Origin of the sequence: Streptosporangium sp. NPDC001559 (assembly GCF_042893955.1) — a bacterium.
Classification (GTDB): Bacteria; Actinomycetota; Actinomycetes; order Streptosporangiales; family Streptosporangiaceae; genus Streptosporangium.
Map to the genome: position 1 here is coordinate 326235 of NZ_JBIAVG010000002.1, position 14312 is coordinate 340546.

Below are 14312 nucleotides of genomic sequence, written 5' to 3' on the forward strand. Positions count from 1 at the left end.
GACAGTTGGAGTTGGTCGTGGCAATATCCAACCAGCGAGTTGGAAATGTGTAGCGAAAGGCACCGTCATGTCCGCTGTCCCCTCCGTGCACCACCGCGCCGCGATCACCTGGCTGTCGGTCTACGCGATGATCATGCTGGTCCAGGTCGTGATCGGACCCGTCCTCGCGCCGTTGCCGCTGCCGTTGCGCACCCTGGTGCTCACCGCGATCGTGGTCCCCGCCGTGGTGTACGCCCTCGTCCCCAATCTCCTGCGCGTCCACGCCCGCCTTCGCCGGAGCCACCGCCTGACCGCCTCGGACGACGCCTAGACCGGGCGATCCGGCCCCGCCGGCATAGATCGGCGCCCCGCCCGCGTCCTTGTCCGGTGACATCGCGAGGAGGACGGGTGGATCCAGGATTTGAGGCGAACTTCAGGGAGTTCGTCGTCGATCGATCGGGGGCGCTGTTCCGTACCGCCTACCTGCTGACCGGCGACCGGCACGCCGCTGAGGACCTGGTGCAGTCGGCGCTGGCGAAGACGGCGGCGAGATGGCGCGGCCTGCGGGACACCGCGGCCATCGAGGGTTATGTCCGCCGCGTCATGTACCACGAGCAGGTGAGCCGGTGGCGGCGCCGTTCCCGCATCGCGGAGGTGCCCACCGGGTGGCTGCCCGAACGGATCGGCGACGGGCACGCGGAGGCGGCGGATCTCCGCCTGGTGATGCGCGAGGCTCTCGCCCGGCTGACCCCCCGGCAGCGGACCATACTCGTGCTGCGCTACTTCGAGGACCTGTCCGAGACCGAGATCGCACGGCTGCTCGGCGTCAGGGTGGGGTCGGTGCGCAGCCAGATCTACCGGTCGCTGGAGCGTCTGAAGGCGGCCGCGCCTGAACTGAGCACGGTGAGGGAGTTCGGATGAACATCGAGGATCTGCTGCGCGAGACCCTTTCCGACATGGCCCACGAGGAGCAGCCGCCCCCACCGGGCCGGTTCGTCCAGGCCGGGCGGGGGCGACCCCGCCGGCGCGGACTCGCCCTGGTGGCGGCGGCGGCCGTGACCGTGATGGCGGTCGGATCCGCGCTCGCGGCCCAGGGCCTGTCCTCCTCCCGGGGCGTCGCAGGGCAGGGCACGGCGTCCGTGGAGGCCGGGCGGGGACGGATCACCCTGACCGTGCGGGAGGGGCTACGGCTCTCGCAGGTCCTGGAGCGGCTGTCGGCCGCCACCGGCAGACCGCGGGCGGAGTTCGAGCGGGCGGCCAAGGACGGCGGGGCGCTCGGCCTGCCGTCCTACGCCAGGGGCGCGCTGGAGGGATTCGCCTTCCCCGGAACCTACGAGGTCTCGCCCACGTCGGGCCCCGGCGAGATCCTCGCCGCGATGGTGACGCGCTTCGACCGCGTGGCCGGGGACAGCGATCTGGTGGACGGGGCCAGGCGCGCCGGCCGTACGCCGCTGGAGATCCTGATCATCGCCAGCATCGTCCAGGCCGAGTCGGCCGACAAACGCGACATGCCGAAGATCGCGCGGGTCGTCCACAACCGGCTGAACCACACGCCCGGGCTGAGGCTGCAGCTGGACAGCACGGTTCTGTACGGCCTGGGCAAGTACGGCGCCAAGGCCTCGCAGGAGGATCTCAGGAGCCGTTCGCCGTACAACACCTACGCGCGCCGGGGCCTGCCGCCCGGTCCCATCTGCAACCCGGGCGCCGACGCCATGGCGGCCGCCCTGAAGCCGGCCGCGGGGCCCTGGCTCTACTTCGTGACGACCGACCCGAAGAGAGGCGTCACGAAGTTCGCCTCCTCCGAAGCCGAGTTCCTCAAACTGGCCGAGGAGTACCGCAGGAACCTCAGGAGGGCCGGGTGAGCCACAGGCCGGGGGAGCGCTCTCCCGAGGGGCTCCAGGGCGGGGCCCTCTCCCGGGGAAGGACACGGTATGGAACCGATGATGTCGTTCGTGTAATGAGGAGAGCGCTCCAAACGAAGAAAGGGGTATGTTCAAAACCCCCCAGAAGCGACGAACGGGTACGGCGATCTCCGCCGGGTTGCTGATCTTCACCCTCGCGGGTTGCGTGAGCGCCCCGACCACCACCATGGACGCCACCCAGATGGTCGAGGCGCTGGCCAAACAGGGACTGCCCGTGTCCCTCACGGTGACCTACACCGCCTCCAACGACCCGAACAAGTTGCTCGGGAAGCCGAACGGTTACACCTCCAAGGCCTCCTTCACCGACCAGCGGGTCGACGCCGCCAAGGTCCCCGGGGCCAAGCAGGGTGACGTGGGCCTCGGCGGCAGCGTCGAGGTCTTCGCCACGGCCGGAGACGCGGAGGTGCGCGCCAACCTGCTGAAGGAGAGCGCGGCGAAGGTCCCGACACTCGCCGAGTACAGCTACGTGAAGGGCCCGGTCGTGGTGCGGGTCTCGAAGGAGCTGATGCCGATGGACGCCCAGGAGTACGAAGGGGCGCTCGGCAAGCTCGTCAAGTAGCCCGGCGGACTCGCGAGGCGCGTCCGGTGAGGTCCCGACCCCCCACCTGGGACCTCACCGGACGGCCGAGCCCGACGTCCCGGGCGGGCCGTCGCCCGGCCTCAGAGCTTGCGGAAGGTTCTGGACTCCTCCGCCGAGGCCAGCACGGTCCGCAGGGACGCCCCCGTGCTCGCTGAGACGACCGCCGCGACGGCGCCCTCGACGAACGGCACGTCGGCGACCACGACGCCCGGGGCCTCGAAGAGGCGGGCGGTCAGGACCGAGCCGCCGAGGTCGGGGATCAGGATCACCCCGTCCCCCTGGTCGACCCGGGAGATCGCCGCGGCCACCAGGTCGGCGCTGTTGCCCAGGCCGCCGTCGGACGTTCCCCCCGCGGGAGCCAGGGGTACGGCGACGCCGCAGATCTGGGCGGCCAGCGCCGCGACCTCCGAGGCGAGCGGCCCGCTGTGGGAGACGAGGACGATGCCCACCATCGGCGCCCTACCTCTGCCCGGGATCGTTCACGGCCGAGAGCAGGGCGGCGAACACGAGCGCGCAGGAGGCGGCGCCGGGGTCCTCGTGGCCCGCGCTGCGAGAGCCGAGATAGCTGGCCCTGCCCTTGCGGGCCACCATCGGGACCGTGGCCTCCGCTCCCGCGAGGGCGGCCGAGGCCGCCGCCTCGAACGCCTTCCGCCCTCCGGCCCCGGCGACGGTTCCGGCGACGGCCGATTCGGTGGCCGATGTGGTGGCCGACTCAAGTGCCCTGACGGCCGGGGCGAGCGCGTCCACCATGGTCTTGTCGCCCTCCGCCGCCGACCCCAGCCGCGTGACGCCGTCGAGTCCGGCCCTGAGCGCGCGGGCCAGTTCGGCGGGGGACACCTCGGGGGAGTCGCCGAGAGAGCCGAGGTGCCTGCCCGCCTCCCGGAACGCCGTGCCGTACAGGGGGCCGGAGGCGCCGCCGACCCTGCGGATCAGCGTGCCGCCCACCAGGCGGAGCAGGGCGCCGGGGCTGGCCGGTGGCTCCTCGGCCAGCGCCTGTACGGCGGCGCCGAAGCCCCGGTCGAGGTTGACGCCGTGGTCTGCGTCGCCGATCGCGGCGTCCAGCTCGGTGAGCCGTTCCCGGTTCGCGTGCACCGTCTCGGCGATCCCGGTGATCCACCGGGTGAGGAGGGCGGTGTCCATCAGCGGCCCCAGCGCAGGGCGGGGGTCTGGACCGGGGCGTCCCACAGGCGGGTGAGGTCCTCGCTCAGCAGACAGGCCGTGACGGAGAAGCCCCGCATGTCGAGGCTGGTGACGTAGTCGCCGACCAGGCTGCGCGCCACCCGGGCGCCCCTGCCGGACAACCGCTCGGCGATCTCAGCGAAGACGATGTGGAGCTCGATGAGCGGCGTGCCGCCCAGGCCGTTCACCATGACCAGGACGTCGCCGGAGAGCGGCATGTCCTCGTCGACGGCGTCGAGTGCCACGGCCGCCAGTTCCCGGGCGTCGCCCATGGCGGCGCGTGAGCGTCCGGGCTCGCCGTGGATGCCGACGCCCAGCTCGATCTCGGTCTCGCCCAGTTCGAAGGTCGGTCTGCCCGAGGCGGGGGTCGTGCAGGCGTCCAGCGCGATGCCGAAGGAGCGGCTCCTGGCGTTGACCTCCTGGGCCACCCGTGCGACCTCGGCCAACGGCGCGCCGCCCTCCGCGGCGGCTCCGGCGATCTTCTCCACGAAGACGGTCGCGCCGGTGCCCCTGCGGCCCGCGGTGTTCGGGGAGTCGCGCACGGCCACGTCGTCGTCGACGAGCACGCGGGCGATCTCGACGCCCTCCTCGGCGCACAGGTCGGCGGCCAGTTCGAAGTTCAGGACGTCGCCGGTGTAGTTCTTCACGACGTAGAGCACACCCGCGCCGCCGTTCGCCGCGGCGGTCGCGGTGACCATCTGGTCGGGCACCGGGGAGGTGAAGATCTCACCGGGACAGGCCGCGTCGAGCATGCCGTACCCGACGAAGCCCGCGTGCAGCGGCTCGTGGCCGGAGCCGCCGCCGGAGATCAGCCCGACCTTGCCCGGGGTGGGACCGCAGGCACGGGAGACGATCCGGCCGCCGGGGTCGACCCTCAGGTCGGGGTGGGCGGCCGCCAGCCCGCGCAGCGCGTCCGTGACGACCGTTTCGGCGCTGTTGATGAGCTTCTTCACATTCCTTAGCTCTTCCCGCTCCCGTGTCGTGGCAAGCGCGGCGGGGCGAAGCTCTCGGCGGGGCCGGGGGTACCGGGGGAGGGGGAGGACTGAGGTACGGTTCAGCCATGGCTGAGATCGTGTACCCCCCGGTCATCGCGCTGGCGAAGACCCTGTTCCGCGCGCTGGACCTCAAGATCCATGTTGAGGGCGCGGAGCGGATTCCGCGGACCGGCGGCGCGGTGCTCGCCAGCAACCACATCAGCTATCTGGACTTCATCTTCGCGGGCCTGGCGGCCCTGCCCGCCGAGCGTCTGGTTCGCTTCATGGCGAAGAAGGATGTCTTCGACCACCGAATCTCGGGTCCGCTGATGCGCGGCATGCACCACATCCCGGTGGACAGGGCCGCGGGCGCCGCCGCGTTCGGCGCGTCGCTGAAGGCGCTCAAGTCGGGGGAGGTCGTCGGGGTGTTCGCCGAGGCCACGATCAGCCGGTCCTTCACGGTCAAGGAGATCAAGAACGGCGCGGTCAGGATGGCCGTCGGCGCGAAGGTGCCGCTGATCCCGATGGCCCTGTGGGGCACCCAGCGGCTGTGGACCAAGGGGCGGCCCAGGAGGCTGCTGCAGCGGCACGTGCCGATCACGGTCCTGGTCGGCGAACCGCTGGAGCCCAAGCGCGGCGACGACTACGACGCGGTCACCGCCGAGCTGCGCAGGCGGATGGCCGAGCTGCTCGACCGGGCGCAGCGGACCTATCCGGAGATCCCGCCGGGCGCGTGGTGGCAGCCCAGCCACCTCGGTGGCGGTGCCCCGACCCCGGAGGAGGCCGCCAAGCTGGACGCCGCGGAGGCGCAGGCGAGGCAGGGCGACGACCTGTCCTGAAGGCCCGCCCCGCGAGCCCGGGGAAGCCCGCAAGCCGGTGTCAGGTGGGCCACAAGCGGTGTGGTCCACGCTGATCCCATGAATGACGTGTTCGACAACCTCGCCGAAGCCTTCCAGCCCGCCCCCTCGCCGGGGCCGGGCCGTACTCCCGGGCCGGTGGGGATGGCCGTGCTGATGATCCTCTGGGCGGCGCTCGGCCTGGCGCCCTTCGTCTTCGCGGTCGAGGATCTCAAGCTCGCCACGGGGAGGATCGGCTCCCCGGGAACCCTGACGGTCGTCTCGTGCGCGCCCCTGGGGAAGGGGCGTTACGACTGCCGGGGCGACTTCGTCCTGGACCGTACCGGTGAGACGGTGCGGGTCGCCGCCTCGCCCGACTCGACGGTCGGTGACGTCAGGCGCGCCCGGCTCACCCCGGAGGGCGACCGCGCGGTTCCGGCCGGCACCTCGGGTGTCCTGGCCGCCCTCACCCTGCCCTTCCTCGGCGTCGGGGTACTGGGCTTCCTGCCGTACGCGCTGCTGTACGTCCTGCGGGTACGGCGTGGCCGGCGCCCGGCCGTGGCCGTTGGATGCCTGCTCACGGCCGTCTCTCTGGCCGGTCTCGTCGTCGGCGTGGTCGCTGCCTATTCGTGATGCTTCGAGGTATTACGAGGGGCCTGATCCGTATGGCATTGGCCACGATGTTTGGACCGTTCCTGGTTTCTCATTAAGAACCGGCCGAATAGTCGTAAATTTTGCGACTTGAGAGCAGGGGTGGCGCCTGGAGGGAGGTTTCTGTTCGGGATGGCAAGGAGGGGGTGATTGGCATTTTTGGGCGAGATGTCCAGCCGATACATCCGGTCAAATGTGATATTTCGCTATATGCCTCATGAGTCACGCGTGTCACTTGATCGCGCACTATAACGATGCACTAACGACGGATATCCCCTCTATGGAAAACTTCCTGAAGTTCATGAGAATCAAGGGGTATCTCCCTGCTGTCTCGCGAACGGGGAATCGGGGGCCGTCGGCTGACGACGGCGAGACATCGCGAACGTTCAGGAAATCTGACTCTGCTGTCCGGTGTATTGCTCGACTCCGAGAATGGATGCCCGATGAGCCGTTTGACCGCCCTGCGTAGCAGGTTCGTGGACGCTCCCGATTCCCTGGGCGCCAAGGCCCGCGCGCGCCGCTGGCAGTGGCTGGCGCGGGTCTTCCCCGATGTGAGCGACATGACGGTCATCGACCTGGGCGGTACGGCCAGCGCCTGGCTCCGCTCGCCGGTCAAGCCCGCGCGTGTGCACATCGTCAACCTCTCCACCCCGCCCGCCGAGCTGCCCCCGTGGGTGACCGTGGAGAACGGCGACGCCTGTGATCTGCGCGCCGCCACCCACGGCCGCTACGACCTGGTCTTCTCGAACGCGGTCATCGAGCACGTCGGCGGCCACGCCAGGCGGGAGAGCTTCGCCGAGGCCGTCTACGACCTGGCCGACCGGCACTGGGTGCAGACGCCCTACCGCTACTTCCCCGTCGAGCCGCACTACGTCTTCCCGGGGCTGCAGTTCATGCCGATGGCGGTGCGGGCGGCGACCGTACGACGCTGGCCCCTGGTGCACACCCGCCCGGCGGACCGGGCGAGCGCGGTGCGCTCGGTGGCCGAGATCGAACTGCTCAGCAAGACCGAGATGCGGCACTACTTCCCGGACTCGGAGATCCACTACGAGTGGATGGCCGGTCTGGTGAAGGCCCTGATCGCGATCAAGCGTTGAGTTCGCGGATGGACCGTGCCAGGACGGCGGCCCTTCCATGGAGGCGGGGCCGTACAGGGGTGATATGGACCTCGCCGTTTTGTCCCGGTACGGTCGGCGCGTGACGTTTTCGATCGTGGCAAGGGCCGGTGACGCCTACGGGGTCGCCGTGGCGAGCAAGTTCCTGGCGGCCGGGGCGATCGTGCCCGCCGCGGAGGCGGGCGCCGGAGCGCTGGCGACCCAGGCGTGGGCCAACGTCGCCTTCCGGACGCAGGGACTGGCGCTGCTGCGCACCGGCGTGCGGGCCGAGGACGCGGTGGCCGGACTGGTCGCCTCCGACCCCGGGCGGGACCAGCGTCAGCTCGGCGTGGTCGGAGCCGACGGCCCCGGCGCCACCTTCACCGGGGAGGAGTGCCCCGCCTGGGCGGGCGGGGTCAGCGGTGACGGCTACGCCATCCAGGGCAACATCCTCACCGGCCCCGAGGTGGTCCGGGAGATGGAGGCGGCCTGGCTGGCCGCCGCGGAACTGCCCCTCGCCGAACGGCTGGTGGCCGCGCTGGCCGCGGGCGACGCCGCCGGCGGCGACAGCAGGGGCAGGCAGAGCGCGGCGGTCTACGTGGTCGAGGCGGGCGCGGGCTACGCGGGCTCGGGCGACGTCGCCTGCGACCTGCGCGTCGACGACCACCCCGACCCGGTGACCGAGCTGCGCAGGCTGCTGGACGTCCACGAACTGCTGTTCGGCAGGCCCGACCCGGAGAGCCTGCTGGAGATCCGGGGAGAGCTGGCCGAGGAGATCGAGGCCCGCCTGAAGGAGCTGGGACACGACACCCTCGACCAGTGGGCCGGGGTCGAGAACCTGGAGGGCAGGCTGGTCGAGGGCAGGATCGACCCGATCGTCCTGGCCCGCCTCAGGGGAGAGGCCTGAGACGCCCGGCCCGCTGAGGACGAGACCGTCAGGGCGTCCCACGCCGGGACACCCTGACGGCGGTGCCGTACGGGATCAGCGGGCCACCATGGTGGCCGCGGCGGTGAGCCGCTCGTTCAGACTCCGGGTGGTCAGGACCATCGCGCACCGCTCGGCGGCGTAGGTCAGGGCCATCCCGTGGTGCTCGGCGGAGAAGTCGGCGACGGCGTCGGCGACGAAGAAGACCTGCGTGTCGCTCATGAACGCGTCGCAGGCGGTCATCAGGCAGCCGATGTGGGCGTAGATCCCGGTGACGACGAGCTGGTCCCTGCCGGTCTCCGCCATCAGCTCGCGCAGGCGGGTGCGGTGGAAGGCGCTGTAGCGCCACTTCACGAGGTGGACGTCGTCGGGACCCGGGGCCAGGGCCGGGATGATCTCCTGGGCGCCGGGCTCGGGGCCGATCCCCGCCCCCCAGAAGTCCTGCAGCAGGCCGCGCTGCGTGCGGGTCTGCCCGCCGGGCTGGGCCGAGTAGACGACGGGGACACCGAGCCGCCCGGCGGTCTCGCGGAGCGCGGAGACGTTCGCCACCAGGTCGGACATCGGCGACGCCCCCTGGGTGAACGCGCTGACGAAGTAGTTCTGCATGTCGTGCACGAGCAGTAGCGCACGCCGTGGGTCCGGCGTCCACTCCACCCGGTTCTCGGGCAGCCCCTCCTCTCCCGGCATGGGATAGGGGGCGATGGCGGGAATGGCCACGTCGTTCCTTTCTTCGGTCGTCAACGGGTTCTGAGCCTGACCTTGCTGACCTTGCCGACGGCGGTCGTCGGCAGCGTCTCGGTGAACTCGATCCGGTCGGGGATCTTGTAGTCGGCGAGGCCCCGCTCCCGCAGGAAGGCCTTCAGCTCGGGCACGCCGACGGGGGAGCGGGTCACGACGTGGGCGCAGGACCGTTCGCCGAGGTAGGCGTCGGGGATCGCCACGACCGACACGTCGTGCACGGCCGGGTGGGCGAGCAGGTGGTTCTCGACCTCCTCGGCCGCGATCTTCTCGCCGCCCCGGTTGATCTGGTCCTTCGCCCGCCCCTCGACGACGAGGTGGCCGGTCGGCGTCCGCCGTACGATGTCGCCGGTCCGGTAGAAGCCGTCAGGGGTGAAGGCGGTCGCGTTGTGCTCCTCGGCGCGGTAGTAGCCGCGGATCGTGTACGGCCCGCGGGTGAGCAGGTGACCGGTCTCCCCGGGGGCGACCGGGGAGCCGGAGTCGTCGACGATCAGGATCTCGTCGTCGGGTGAGATCGGCCTGCCCTGCGTGGTGACGACGACCTCCTCGGGGTCGTCGAAGCGGGTGTAGTTGACCAGTCCCTCGGCCATCCCGAAGACCTGCTGCAGGGCGCAGCCGAGGGCGGGGCTCACCCTGCGCGCCGCCTCCTCACTCAGCTTCGCCCCGCCGACCTGCAGTACGCGCAGGCTCGACAGGTCGTGCTCGGCGCGGCGGGCGGCCTCGACCCACAGCAGCGCCAGCGGCGGCACCAGCCCGGTGATCGTCACACCCTCCGCCTCGATCAGCGGGAAACAGGTGTCCGGCCCCGGATGGGGGGCCAGCACCGCGCGTCCCCCGGCGTACAGGGTGCCGAAGACCCCGGGGGAGCTCATCGGAAAGTTGTGCCCGGCGGGCAGCGCGCACAGGTAGACGCTCGTCTCGTCGAGCCCGCAGATCTCGGCGCTGGCGCGGAAGCTGTAGACGTAGTCGTCGTGGGTGCGGGGGATGAGCTTGGGCAGCCCGGTGCTGCCGCCGGACAGCTGCAGGAAGGCCACGTCGGAGGGGGCGGGGCCGGGGACGTCCGCGGGGTCCGCGCCGTCCGCGGGGTCCGCGCGCAGGGAGTCCAGGGCGACGTGCCCACCGGGGTCGCCGTCCACGATCACGTGCGGCACCTTCAGCCCCTCGGCGAGCCGCCGGTGGTCGAAGCCGTCGTGGACGTCGGGGATGACGTACGCCGCGGCCTCGGTGAACTCGCAGAAGTAGGAGATCTCCGAGGACCGGTGGGCCGGGAGCGCGAACACCGGCAGTGCCCCGATCCGGAACAGCGCGAAGCAGACCTCGTAGAAGGAGATCCGGTTGGGGAGCTGGACGACGACCCGGTCACCGGGGCCGATCCCGAGGCCGAGCAGGCCCGTCGTCAGCCCGTCGGCGCGCTCGTCCAGTTCGCGGTAGGTCACCCGCTCGCCACCGCCGACCAGGGCGACGCGGTCGCCGTGCGCCGCGGCCCGTTCGCGGAGCAGACCGCCGAATGTCTCGCCGCGCCAGTATCCGGCGGCGCGGTACCGCTCGGCGAACTCCGGCGGGTACGGCACAACGCTCATCGTGGTTCCCGTCAATCGTGGGTTGAGGCCTGCGCGCCGAGACCGAGGGCGTGCAGGAGGGTGCGGAACTTCGCGGAGGTCTCGTCGAGTTCGGCCTCGGGGACCGAGCCCGCGACGATGCCGCCGCCCGCGAACAGGCGGACCCCGGTCCGCGACACCTCGGCGCAGCGGATGGTGACGGCCCACTCGCCGTCGCCCGAGGCGTCGCACCAGCCGACCATGCCGGTGTAGAAGCCGCGGTCGAACGGCTCGATGTCGGCGATGGCGGCGCGGGCCGCCCCGGTGGGCGTGCCGCAGACGGCCGGGGTGGGGTGCAGCGCGACGGCCAGGTCGAGTGAGGTCGTCGCCGGGTCGGTCAGGCGGCCGGTGACCCTGGTCGACAGGTGCCACATGGTGGCCGTGCAGACGAGTGAGGGCTCGGCGGGCACGCTGAGCGCGCGGCAGTGCGGAGCGAGCGCGTCGGCGACCGCCTCGACGACGACGGCGTGCTCCCGCTGGTCCTTGGCCGAGCAGAGCAGGGCCGCCGCGCGGCGGCGGTCCTCCTGCGGGTCGGCGCTGCGCGGCGCCGACCCCGCCAGGGGGTTGGCCACCACGGCCGGTCCGGTACGGGAGACCAGCAGCTCGGGGCTCGCGCCGACCAGGGTCCTGTCACCGGGCAGCGGCACCGCGAAGATGTGGCCGTGCGGGTCGCGGCCCGCCAGGCGGCGCACCATCGTCACGACGTCCACCGGCTCGGGGCGGGTCAGCTCCAGGGACCGGGCCAGGACGATCTTTTCCAGGGCGCCCCGCTCCAGCAGGTCCAAGGCACGCCGTACCCCCTTGCGGTGGTCGGCCGGGCTGGGGACCGCGACGATCCGCCACGGCTGCCCCGGTTCGGCCTCCGGCGGGTCACAGGGGACGAAGGGGTCGGCCCACCGGGCCCGCTCCGGCGCGACGAGGTGCGCCGCACCCGGCTCGTCGAACGGGATGGCGCCCATGACGAGGCCCGCCCGCTCCCGCACGCGGCCCGCCAGCTCGCGCAGCGTCGCCGCGGGGGGCACCACGTCGGCGCACCCCTGGCCCAGCAGCGTGTGCTGAGGGGAGGAGAAGAGGGAGGAGAGCCCGGGACGGTACCCGCGCAGCAGCTCGGAGGCGGTGACCGCCTCGTATGCGATGCTCAAAACTAGCCTTTCCTACAGAAGTCAGGCTCGCAGCGTGGCGCCGCCGTCCACGTACAGGTCCTGCATGGTGATGTGCCGCGCGCGGTCGGAGGCGAGGAAGGTCACGGCGTCCGCGATGTCGGCGGGGTCGGCGACCCGGCCGAGCGGGATGCCGACCCTGAAGGTGGCGGGATCGCCCTCGAGCACGGAGCGCCGGTCGAGCCCGGCCTGCATCACGGTCTCCGTCGAACCGGGGGAGACCACGTTGCAGCGGATGCCGTGCTCGGCGAGTTCGAGCCCGAGGCAGCGGGTGAACATGGCGGAGGCGGCCTTGGAGGCCGCGTAGGCCGCCATCCCCATCCGGGGCACGCCGCCCGCGTTCGACGCCACGGTGATGATCGTTCCGGAACGGCGGGGGACCATCCTGCGTGCGACGGCCCTGGAGACGTGGAAGACGCCCGAGGCGTTCACCGCGAACACCCGGTTCCAGTCGTCCTCGCCGAAGTCCGTCACCGCGCCGGTGCGCAGGATGCCCGCCACGTTGACCAGGACGCCGATCGGGCCGAGGAGGTCCTCGACCTCATCGACGACCGTCTCCATCCGTGCGGGGTCGGTGACGTCGGCGACCAGCCGGGTCACCTTCTCGTCCCGGTCCTCCCAGGGTTCGGGAAGGAGGTCGACCCCGGCGACGACGGCCCCCGCGCGGGCGAGCGCGGTCGTCACGGCCGCTCCGATACCTCGTGCGGCACCCGTCACGAGTGCTACGGCACCCGAGAGGCCGGGCTCGTTCATCGCTCTGCCCTCACTGGTCAACTTAGGTAAGCCTAAACTTAGGTAAGCCTAACTTTACCTTCCACGTCTCGACAAGATCTGTCAAGAGATCGACTGGTGTGATCTGGTTCACACTGGATTGCCCCTTGACGTCCGTCTTGACTGGATAGATCTTAGGTAAGACTTACCTAAGTACTTTAGGTGGATTTTGGGCCCTTCCATTACGCATGCCCTTTTTCTGAGGGGGGCTCAGCCATGCCCAGACACGAGGAGCGGAATGTCGGAATCCCCCGCGGAGAGATCACGGTCTCGGCGGCCACTCGACCTGGTCGGCGTCGGATTCGGTCCGGCCAACCTCGCCCTGGCCGTGGCGTTGCGAGAGCACGGCACGACGGGAACGGCTCTGGAGGCGGCGTTCTTCGAACGCCGTGAGCGCTTCGGCTGGCACCCGGGAATGCTCATCGAAGGGGCGACGCTGCAGGTCTCCTTCCTCAAGGACCTCGCGACCCTCCGCAACCCCGCCAGCGAGTACGGCTTCCTGTTCTACCTGCACGCCAAGGGCAGGCTGGCCGACTTCGTCAACCACAAGACGCTGTTCCCGACCCGCGTCGAGTTCAACGACTACCTGGAGTGGGTCGCCGCGCTGTTCGCCCACCAGGTCACCTACGGCACCACGGTGCGCGGTGCCCGGCCCGTGTGGGACGCCCACGGCGACGCCGGACGGATCGAGGTCCTCGGTGACGACGGCGAGGTCCTCGGCCGCACCCGCAACCTGGTGCTCGCCCCGGGCCTGCGGCCCCGGCTGCCCAAGGGCGTGCGCCTGTCCGAGCGCGTCTGGCACAACGCCGACCTGCTGACCCGGCTGGCCGGGCTGCCTCCGCTCACCCGGCGGCGCTTCGCCGTCGTCGGCGCGGGACAGAGCGCCGCGGAGGTCACCGACCACCTGCACCGGACCTACCCGGAGGCCGAGGTCTGCTCGATCTTCACCCGGTACGGCTACAGCCCCGCGGACGACAGCCCGTTCGCCAACCGGATCTTCGACGCCGAGGCCGTGGACGAGTTCCACGCCGCCCCCGAGGACGTCAGGCGATCCCTGCTGGACTACCACGCCAACACCAACTACTCGGTCGTCGACCTCGAACTCATCGAGGAGCTCTACCGGCGCGCCTACCAGGAGAAGGTCGTCGGCAGGGAACGGCTGCGCATCCTCAACGTCTCCCGCGTCGCGGGCTTGGACGAGGTCACCGACGGCGTACGCGTGCACGTCGACCACCTGGCGACCGGCACGAGCACCGTTCTCGACTGCGACGCCGTGGTCTTCGCCACCGGCTACCGCCCCGTCGACCCGGCCGAACTGCTCGGCGACCTGGCCGGGCACTGCCGCCTCGACGACCAGGGGCGGCTGCTGGTCGGCGCCGACTACCGCGTGTTCACCGACCCGTCCGTCAAGGCCGGGATCTACCTGCAGGGCGGCACCGAGTACGCCCACGGCCTGTCGTCCTCCCTGCTGTCCAACGTGGCCGTCAGGGCGGGGGACATCGTCCGCTCGATCGCGGGCGGTCCCCGCGCGAGCGGCCTGCCCGGCGTGGACTCCGCGTCCGTGGCCGCCCTCGGCTAGACAGTCCGCCCCCCGACCACCCGACGAGAAAGCAACGGTCACCCCATGCCGCTGAGCCACGAGCGCGTCCGGGAGGACGTCGCCGACGTCCTGTCCGAGCAGTCGGCCGAGATCTCCGACGACGAGAACCTCCTCGACCGAGGACTCGACTCGATCCGCGTGATGAGCCTCGTCGAACGCTGGCGCGCGGCGGGCGTCAGCACCACCTTCATCGAACTGGCCGAACAGCCGACCGTCGCCGCCTGGTGGCGGCTCATCAGCGACCGCATGGAGGACGGCGGCCGGTGAGCCGGGCCTGAACCACGTTCGGCGGGCCGGGCCGAAGG

17 protein-coding genes are annotated in these 14312 nt (G+C 71.3%); 10 read left to right on the forward strand and 7 right to left on the reverse strand.

The genetic code is table 11. From position 1 onward, the window contains the following. The first annotated feature begins 67 nt into the window (after window positions 1-67). The 4 genes from ACFYY8_RS05530 to ACFYY8_RS05545 all read left to right on the forward strand — a co-directional run bounded on the left by ACFYY8_RS05530 (window position 68) and on the right by ACFYY8_RS05545 (window position 2460). Window positions 68-310 carry a hypothetical protein gene (locus ACFYY8_RS05530; RefSeq protein ID WP_390037435.1) on the forward strand — a complete coding sequence of 81 codons (243 nt, stop codon included), beginning with the start codon at window positions 68-70 and terminating at the stop codon, window positions 308-310. Window positions 311-387: 77 nt separating this feature from the next. After that, window positions 388-900, forward strand: coding sequence for a SigE family RNA polymerase sigma factor (locus ACFYY8_RS05535; protein WP_390037437.1), 513 nt, complete (start codon window positions 388-390; stop codon window positions 898-900). Then, on the forward strand, window positions 897-1841 hold the full coding sequence (gene mltG, locus ACFYY8_RS05540) for an endolytic transglycosylase MltG (protein WP_390037439.1): 945 nt from the start codon (window positions 897-899) through the stop codon (window positions 1839-1841). Before ACFYY8_RS05535 ends, mltG begins: the two co-directional genes overlap by 4 nt. A 127-nt stretch (window positions 1842-1968) precedes the next feature. Next, a complete protein-coding gene (locus ACFYY8_RS05545; RefSeq protein WP_390037441.1) occupies window positions 1969-2460 on the forward strand; it encodes a hypothetical protein in 492 nt (163 codons plus the stop codon). Window positions 2461-2561: 101 nt separating this feature from the next. Here the strand turns inward: ACFYY8_RS05545 and ACFYY8_RS05550 are convergent, their stop codons facing one another. From ACFYY8_RS05550 to dhaK, 3 genes are read right to left on the reverse strand one after another with little or no spacing between them, the layout of a single operon-like run. Next, the gene (locus ACFYY8_RS05550; protein WP_390037443.1) at window positions 2562-2933 is read right to left on the reverse strand and encodes a PTS-dependent dihydroxyacetone kinase phosphotransferase subunit DhaM; all 372 of its coding nucleotides are present in this window, start codon (window positions 2931-2933) and stop codon (window positions 2562-2564) included. A 7-nt stretch (window positions 2934-2940) separates the two neighbouring features. Then, complete coding sequence (gene dhaL, locus ACFYY8_RS05555; RefSeq protein WP_390037445.1) at window positions 2941-3621, reverse strand: dihydroxyacetone kinase subunit DhaL; 681 nt, start codon at window positions 3619-3621, stop codon at window positions 2941-2943. Next, on the reverse strand, window positions 3621-4613 hold the full coding sequence (dhaK, locus tag ACFYY8_RS05560) for a dihydroxyacetone kinase subunit DhaK (protein ID WP_390037447.1): 993 nt from the start codon (window positions 4611-4613) through the stop codon (window positions 3621-3623). Before dhaK ends, dhaL begins: the two co-directional genes overlap by 1 nt. A 107-nt stretch (window positions 4614-4720) precedes the next feature. Here dhaK and ACFYY8_RS05565 point away from each other — a divergent pair, with 107 nt between their 5' ends. The 4 genes from ACFYY8_RS05565 (at window position 4721) to ACFYY8_RS05580 (ending at window position 8122) form a co-directional block, all read left to right on the forward strand. Then, complete coding sequence (locus tag ACFYY8_RS05565; protein ID WP_362771649.1) at window positions 4721-5473, forward strand: lysophospholipid acyltransferase family protein; 753 nt, start codon at window positions 4721-4723, stop codon at window positions 5471-5473. 78 nt (window positions 5474-5551) lie between these two features. Continuing rightward, window positions 5552-6103 (forward strand): hypothetical protein, encoded by a 552-nt coding sequence (locus ACFYY8_RS05570; RefSeq protein ID WP_390037449.1) that lies wholly within the window; start codon window positions 5552-5554, stop codon window positions 6101-6103. 461 nt (window positions 6104-6564) lie between these two features. Beyond that, complete coding sequence (locus tag ACFYY8_RS05575) at window positions 6565-7218, forward strand: hypothetical protein (RefSeq protein ID WP_390037451.1); 654 nt, start codon at window positions 6565-6567, stop codon at window positions 7216-7218. Between the two features lie 100 nt (window positions 7219-7318). Next, entirely contained in the window at window positions 7319-8122 is an 804-nt protein-coding gene (locus ACFYY8_RS05580; RefSeq protein ID WP_390037453.1) for a DUF1028 domain-containing protein, read from the forward strand. 75 nt (window positions 8123-8197) lie between these two features. Here the strand turns inward: ACFYY8_RS05580 and ACFYY8_RS05585 are convergent, their stop codons facing one another. Genes ACFYY8_RS05585 through ACFYY8_RS05600 form a run of 4 tightly spaced genes read right to left on the reverse strand, consistent with a single transcriptional unit; the run spans window position 8198 to window position 12389 of the window. Then, window positions 8198-8857 carry an isochorismatase family protein gene (locus ACFYY8_RS05585; protein WP_390037455.1) on the reverse strand — a complete coding sequence of 220 codons (660 nt, stop codon included), beginning with the start codon at window positions 8855-8857 and terminating at the stop codon, window positions 8198-8200. Window positions 8858-8877: 20 nt separating this feature from the next. Next, window positions 8878-10458 carry a (2,3-dihydroxybenzoyl)adenylate synthase gene (locus ACFYY8_RS05590; protein ID WP_390037457.1) on the reverse strand — a complete coding sequence of 527 codons (1581 nt, stop codon included), beginning with the start codon at window positions 10456-10458 and terminating at the stop codon, window positions 8878-8880. Window positions 10459-10469: 11 nt separating this feature from the next. Next, window positions 10470-11618 (reverse strand): isochorismate synthase, encoded by a 1149-nt coding sequence (locus ACFYY8_RS05595; RefSeq protein WP_390037459.1) that lies wholly within the window; start codon window positions 11616-11618, stop codon window positions 10470-10472. Between the two features lie 21 nt (window positions 11619-11639). Further along, window positions 11640-12389, reverse strand: coding sequence for a 2,3-dihydro-2,3-dihydroxybenzoate dehydrogenase (locus ACFYY8_RS05600; protein ID WP_390037461.1), 750 nt, complete (start codon window positions 12387-12389; stop codon window positions 11640-11642). Window positions 12390-12645: 256 nt separating this feature from the next. Here ACFYY8_RS05600 and ACFYY8_RS05605 point away from each other — a divergent pair, with 256 nt between their 5' ends. Next, window positions 12646-13986, forward strand: coding sequence for a lysine N(6)-hydroxylase/L-ornithine N(5)-oxygenase family protein (locus ACFYY8_RS05605; RefSeq protein WP_390037463.1), 1341 nt, complete (start codon window positions 12646-12648; stop codon window positions 13984-13986). Window positions 13987-14031: 45 nt separating this feature from the next. Further along, window positions 14032-14274, forward strand: coding sequence for a phosphopantetheine-binding protein (locus ACFYY8_RS05610; RefSeq protein WP_390037465.1), 243 nt, complete (start codon window positions 14032-14034; stop codon window positions 14272-14274). The last annotated feature ends 38 nt before the right edge of the window (window positions 14275-14312 follow it).

Excerpts from the sequence above, each read along its gene's own strand:
- ACFYY8_RS05550 (WP_390037443.1), bottom strand. The coding sequence starts at position 2,933 with ATGGTGGGCATCGTCCTCGTCTCCCACAGCGGGCCGCTCGCCTCGGAG.
- ACFYY8_RS05605 (WP_390037463.1), top strand. The coding sequence starts at position 12,646 with ATGTCGGAATCCCCCGCGGAGAGATCACGGTCTCGGCGGCCACTCGAC.
- ACFYY8_RS05610 (WP_390037465.1), top strand. The coding sequence starts at position 14,032 with ATGCCGCTGAGCCACGAGCGCGTCCGGGAGGACGTCGCCGACGTCCTG.
- ACFYY8_RS05600 (WP_390037461.1), bottom strand. The coding sequence starts at position 12,389 with ATGAACGAGCCCGGCCTCTCGGGTGCCGTAGCACTCGTGACGGGTGCC.
- ACFYY8_RS05545 (WP_390037441.1), top strand. The coding sequence starts at position 1,969 with ATGTTCAAAACCCCCCAGAAGCGACGAACGGGTACGGCGATCTCCGCC.
- dhaL (WP_390037445.1), bottom strand. The coding sequence starts at position 3,621 with ATGGACACCGCCCTCCTCACCCGGTGGATCACCGGGATCGCCGAGACG.
- ACFYY8_RS05530 (WP_390037435.1), top strand. The coding sequence starts at position 68 with ATGTCCGCTGTCCCCTCCGTGCACCACCGCGCCGCGATCACCTGGCTG.
- ACFYY8_RS05565 (WP_362771649.1), top strand. The coding sequence starts at position 4,721 with ATGGCTGAGATCGTGTACCCCCCGGTCATCGCGCTGGCGAAGACCCTG.
- ACFYY8_RS05590 (WP_390037457.1), bottom strand. The coding sequence starts at position 10,458 with ATGAGCGTTGTGCCGTACCCGCCGGAGTTCGCCGAGCGGTACCGCGCC.
- mltG (WP_390037439.1), top strand. The coding sequence starts at position 897 with ATGAACATCGAGGATCTGCTGCGCGAGACCCTTTCCGACATGGCCCAC.
- ACFYY8_RS05575 (WP_390037451.1), top strand. The coding sequence starts at position 6,565 with ATGAGCCGTTTGACCGCCCTGCGTAGCAGGTTCGTGGACGCTCCCGAT.
- ACFYY8_RS05570 (WP_390037449.1), top strand. The coding sequence starts at position 5,552 with ATGAATGACGTGTTCGACAACCTCGCCGAAGCCTTCCAGCCCGCCCCC.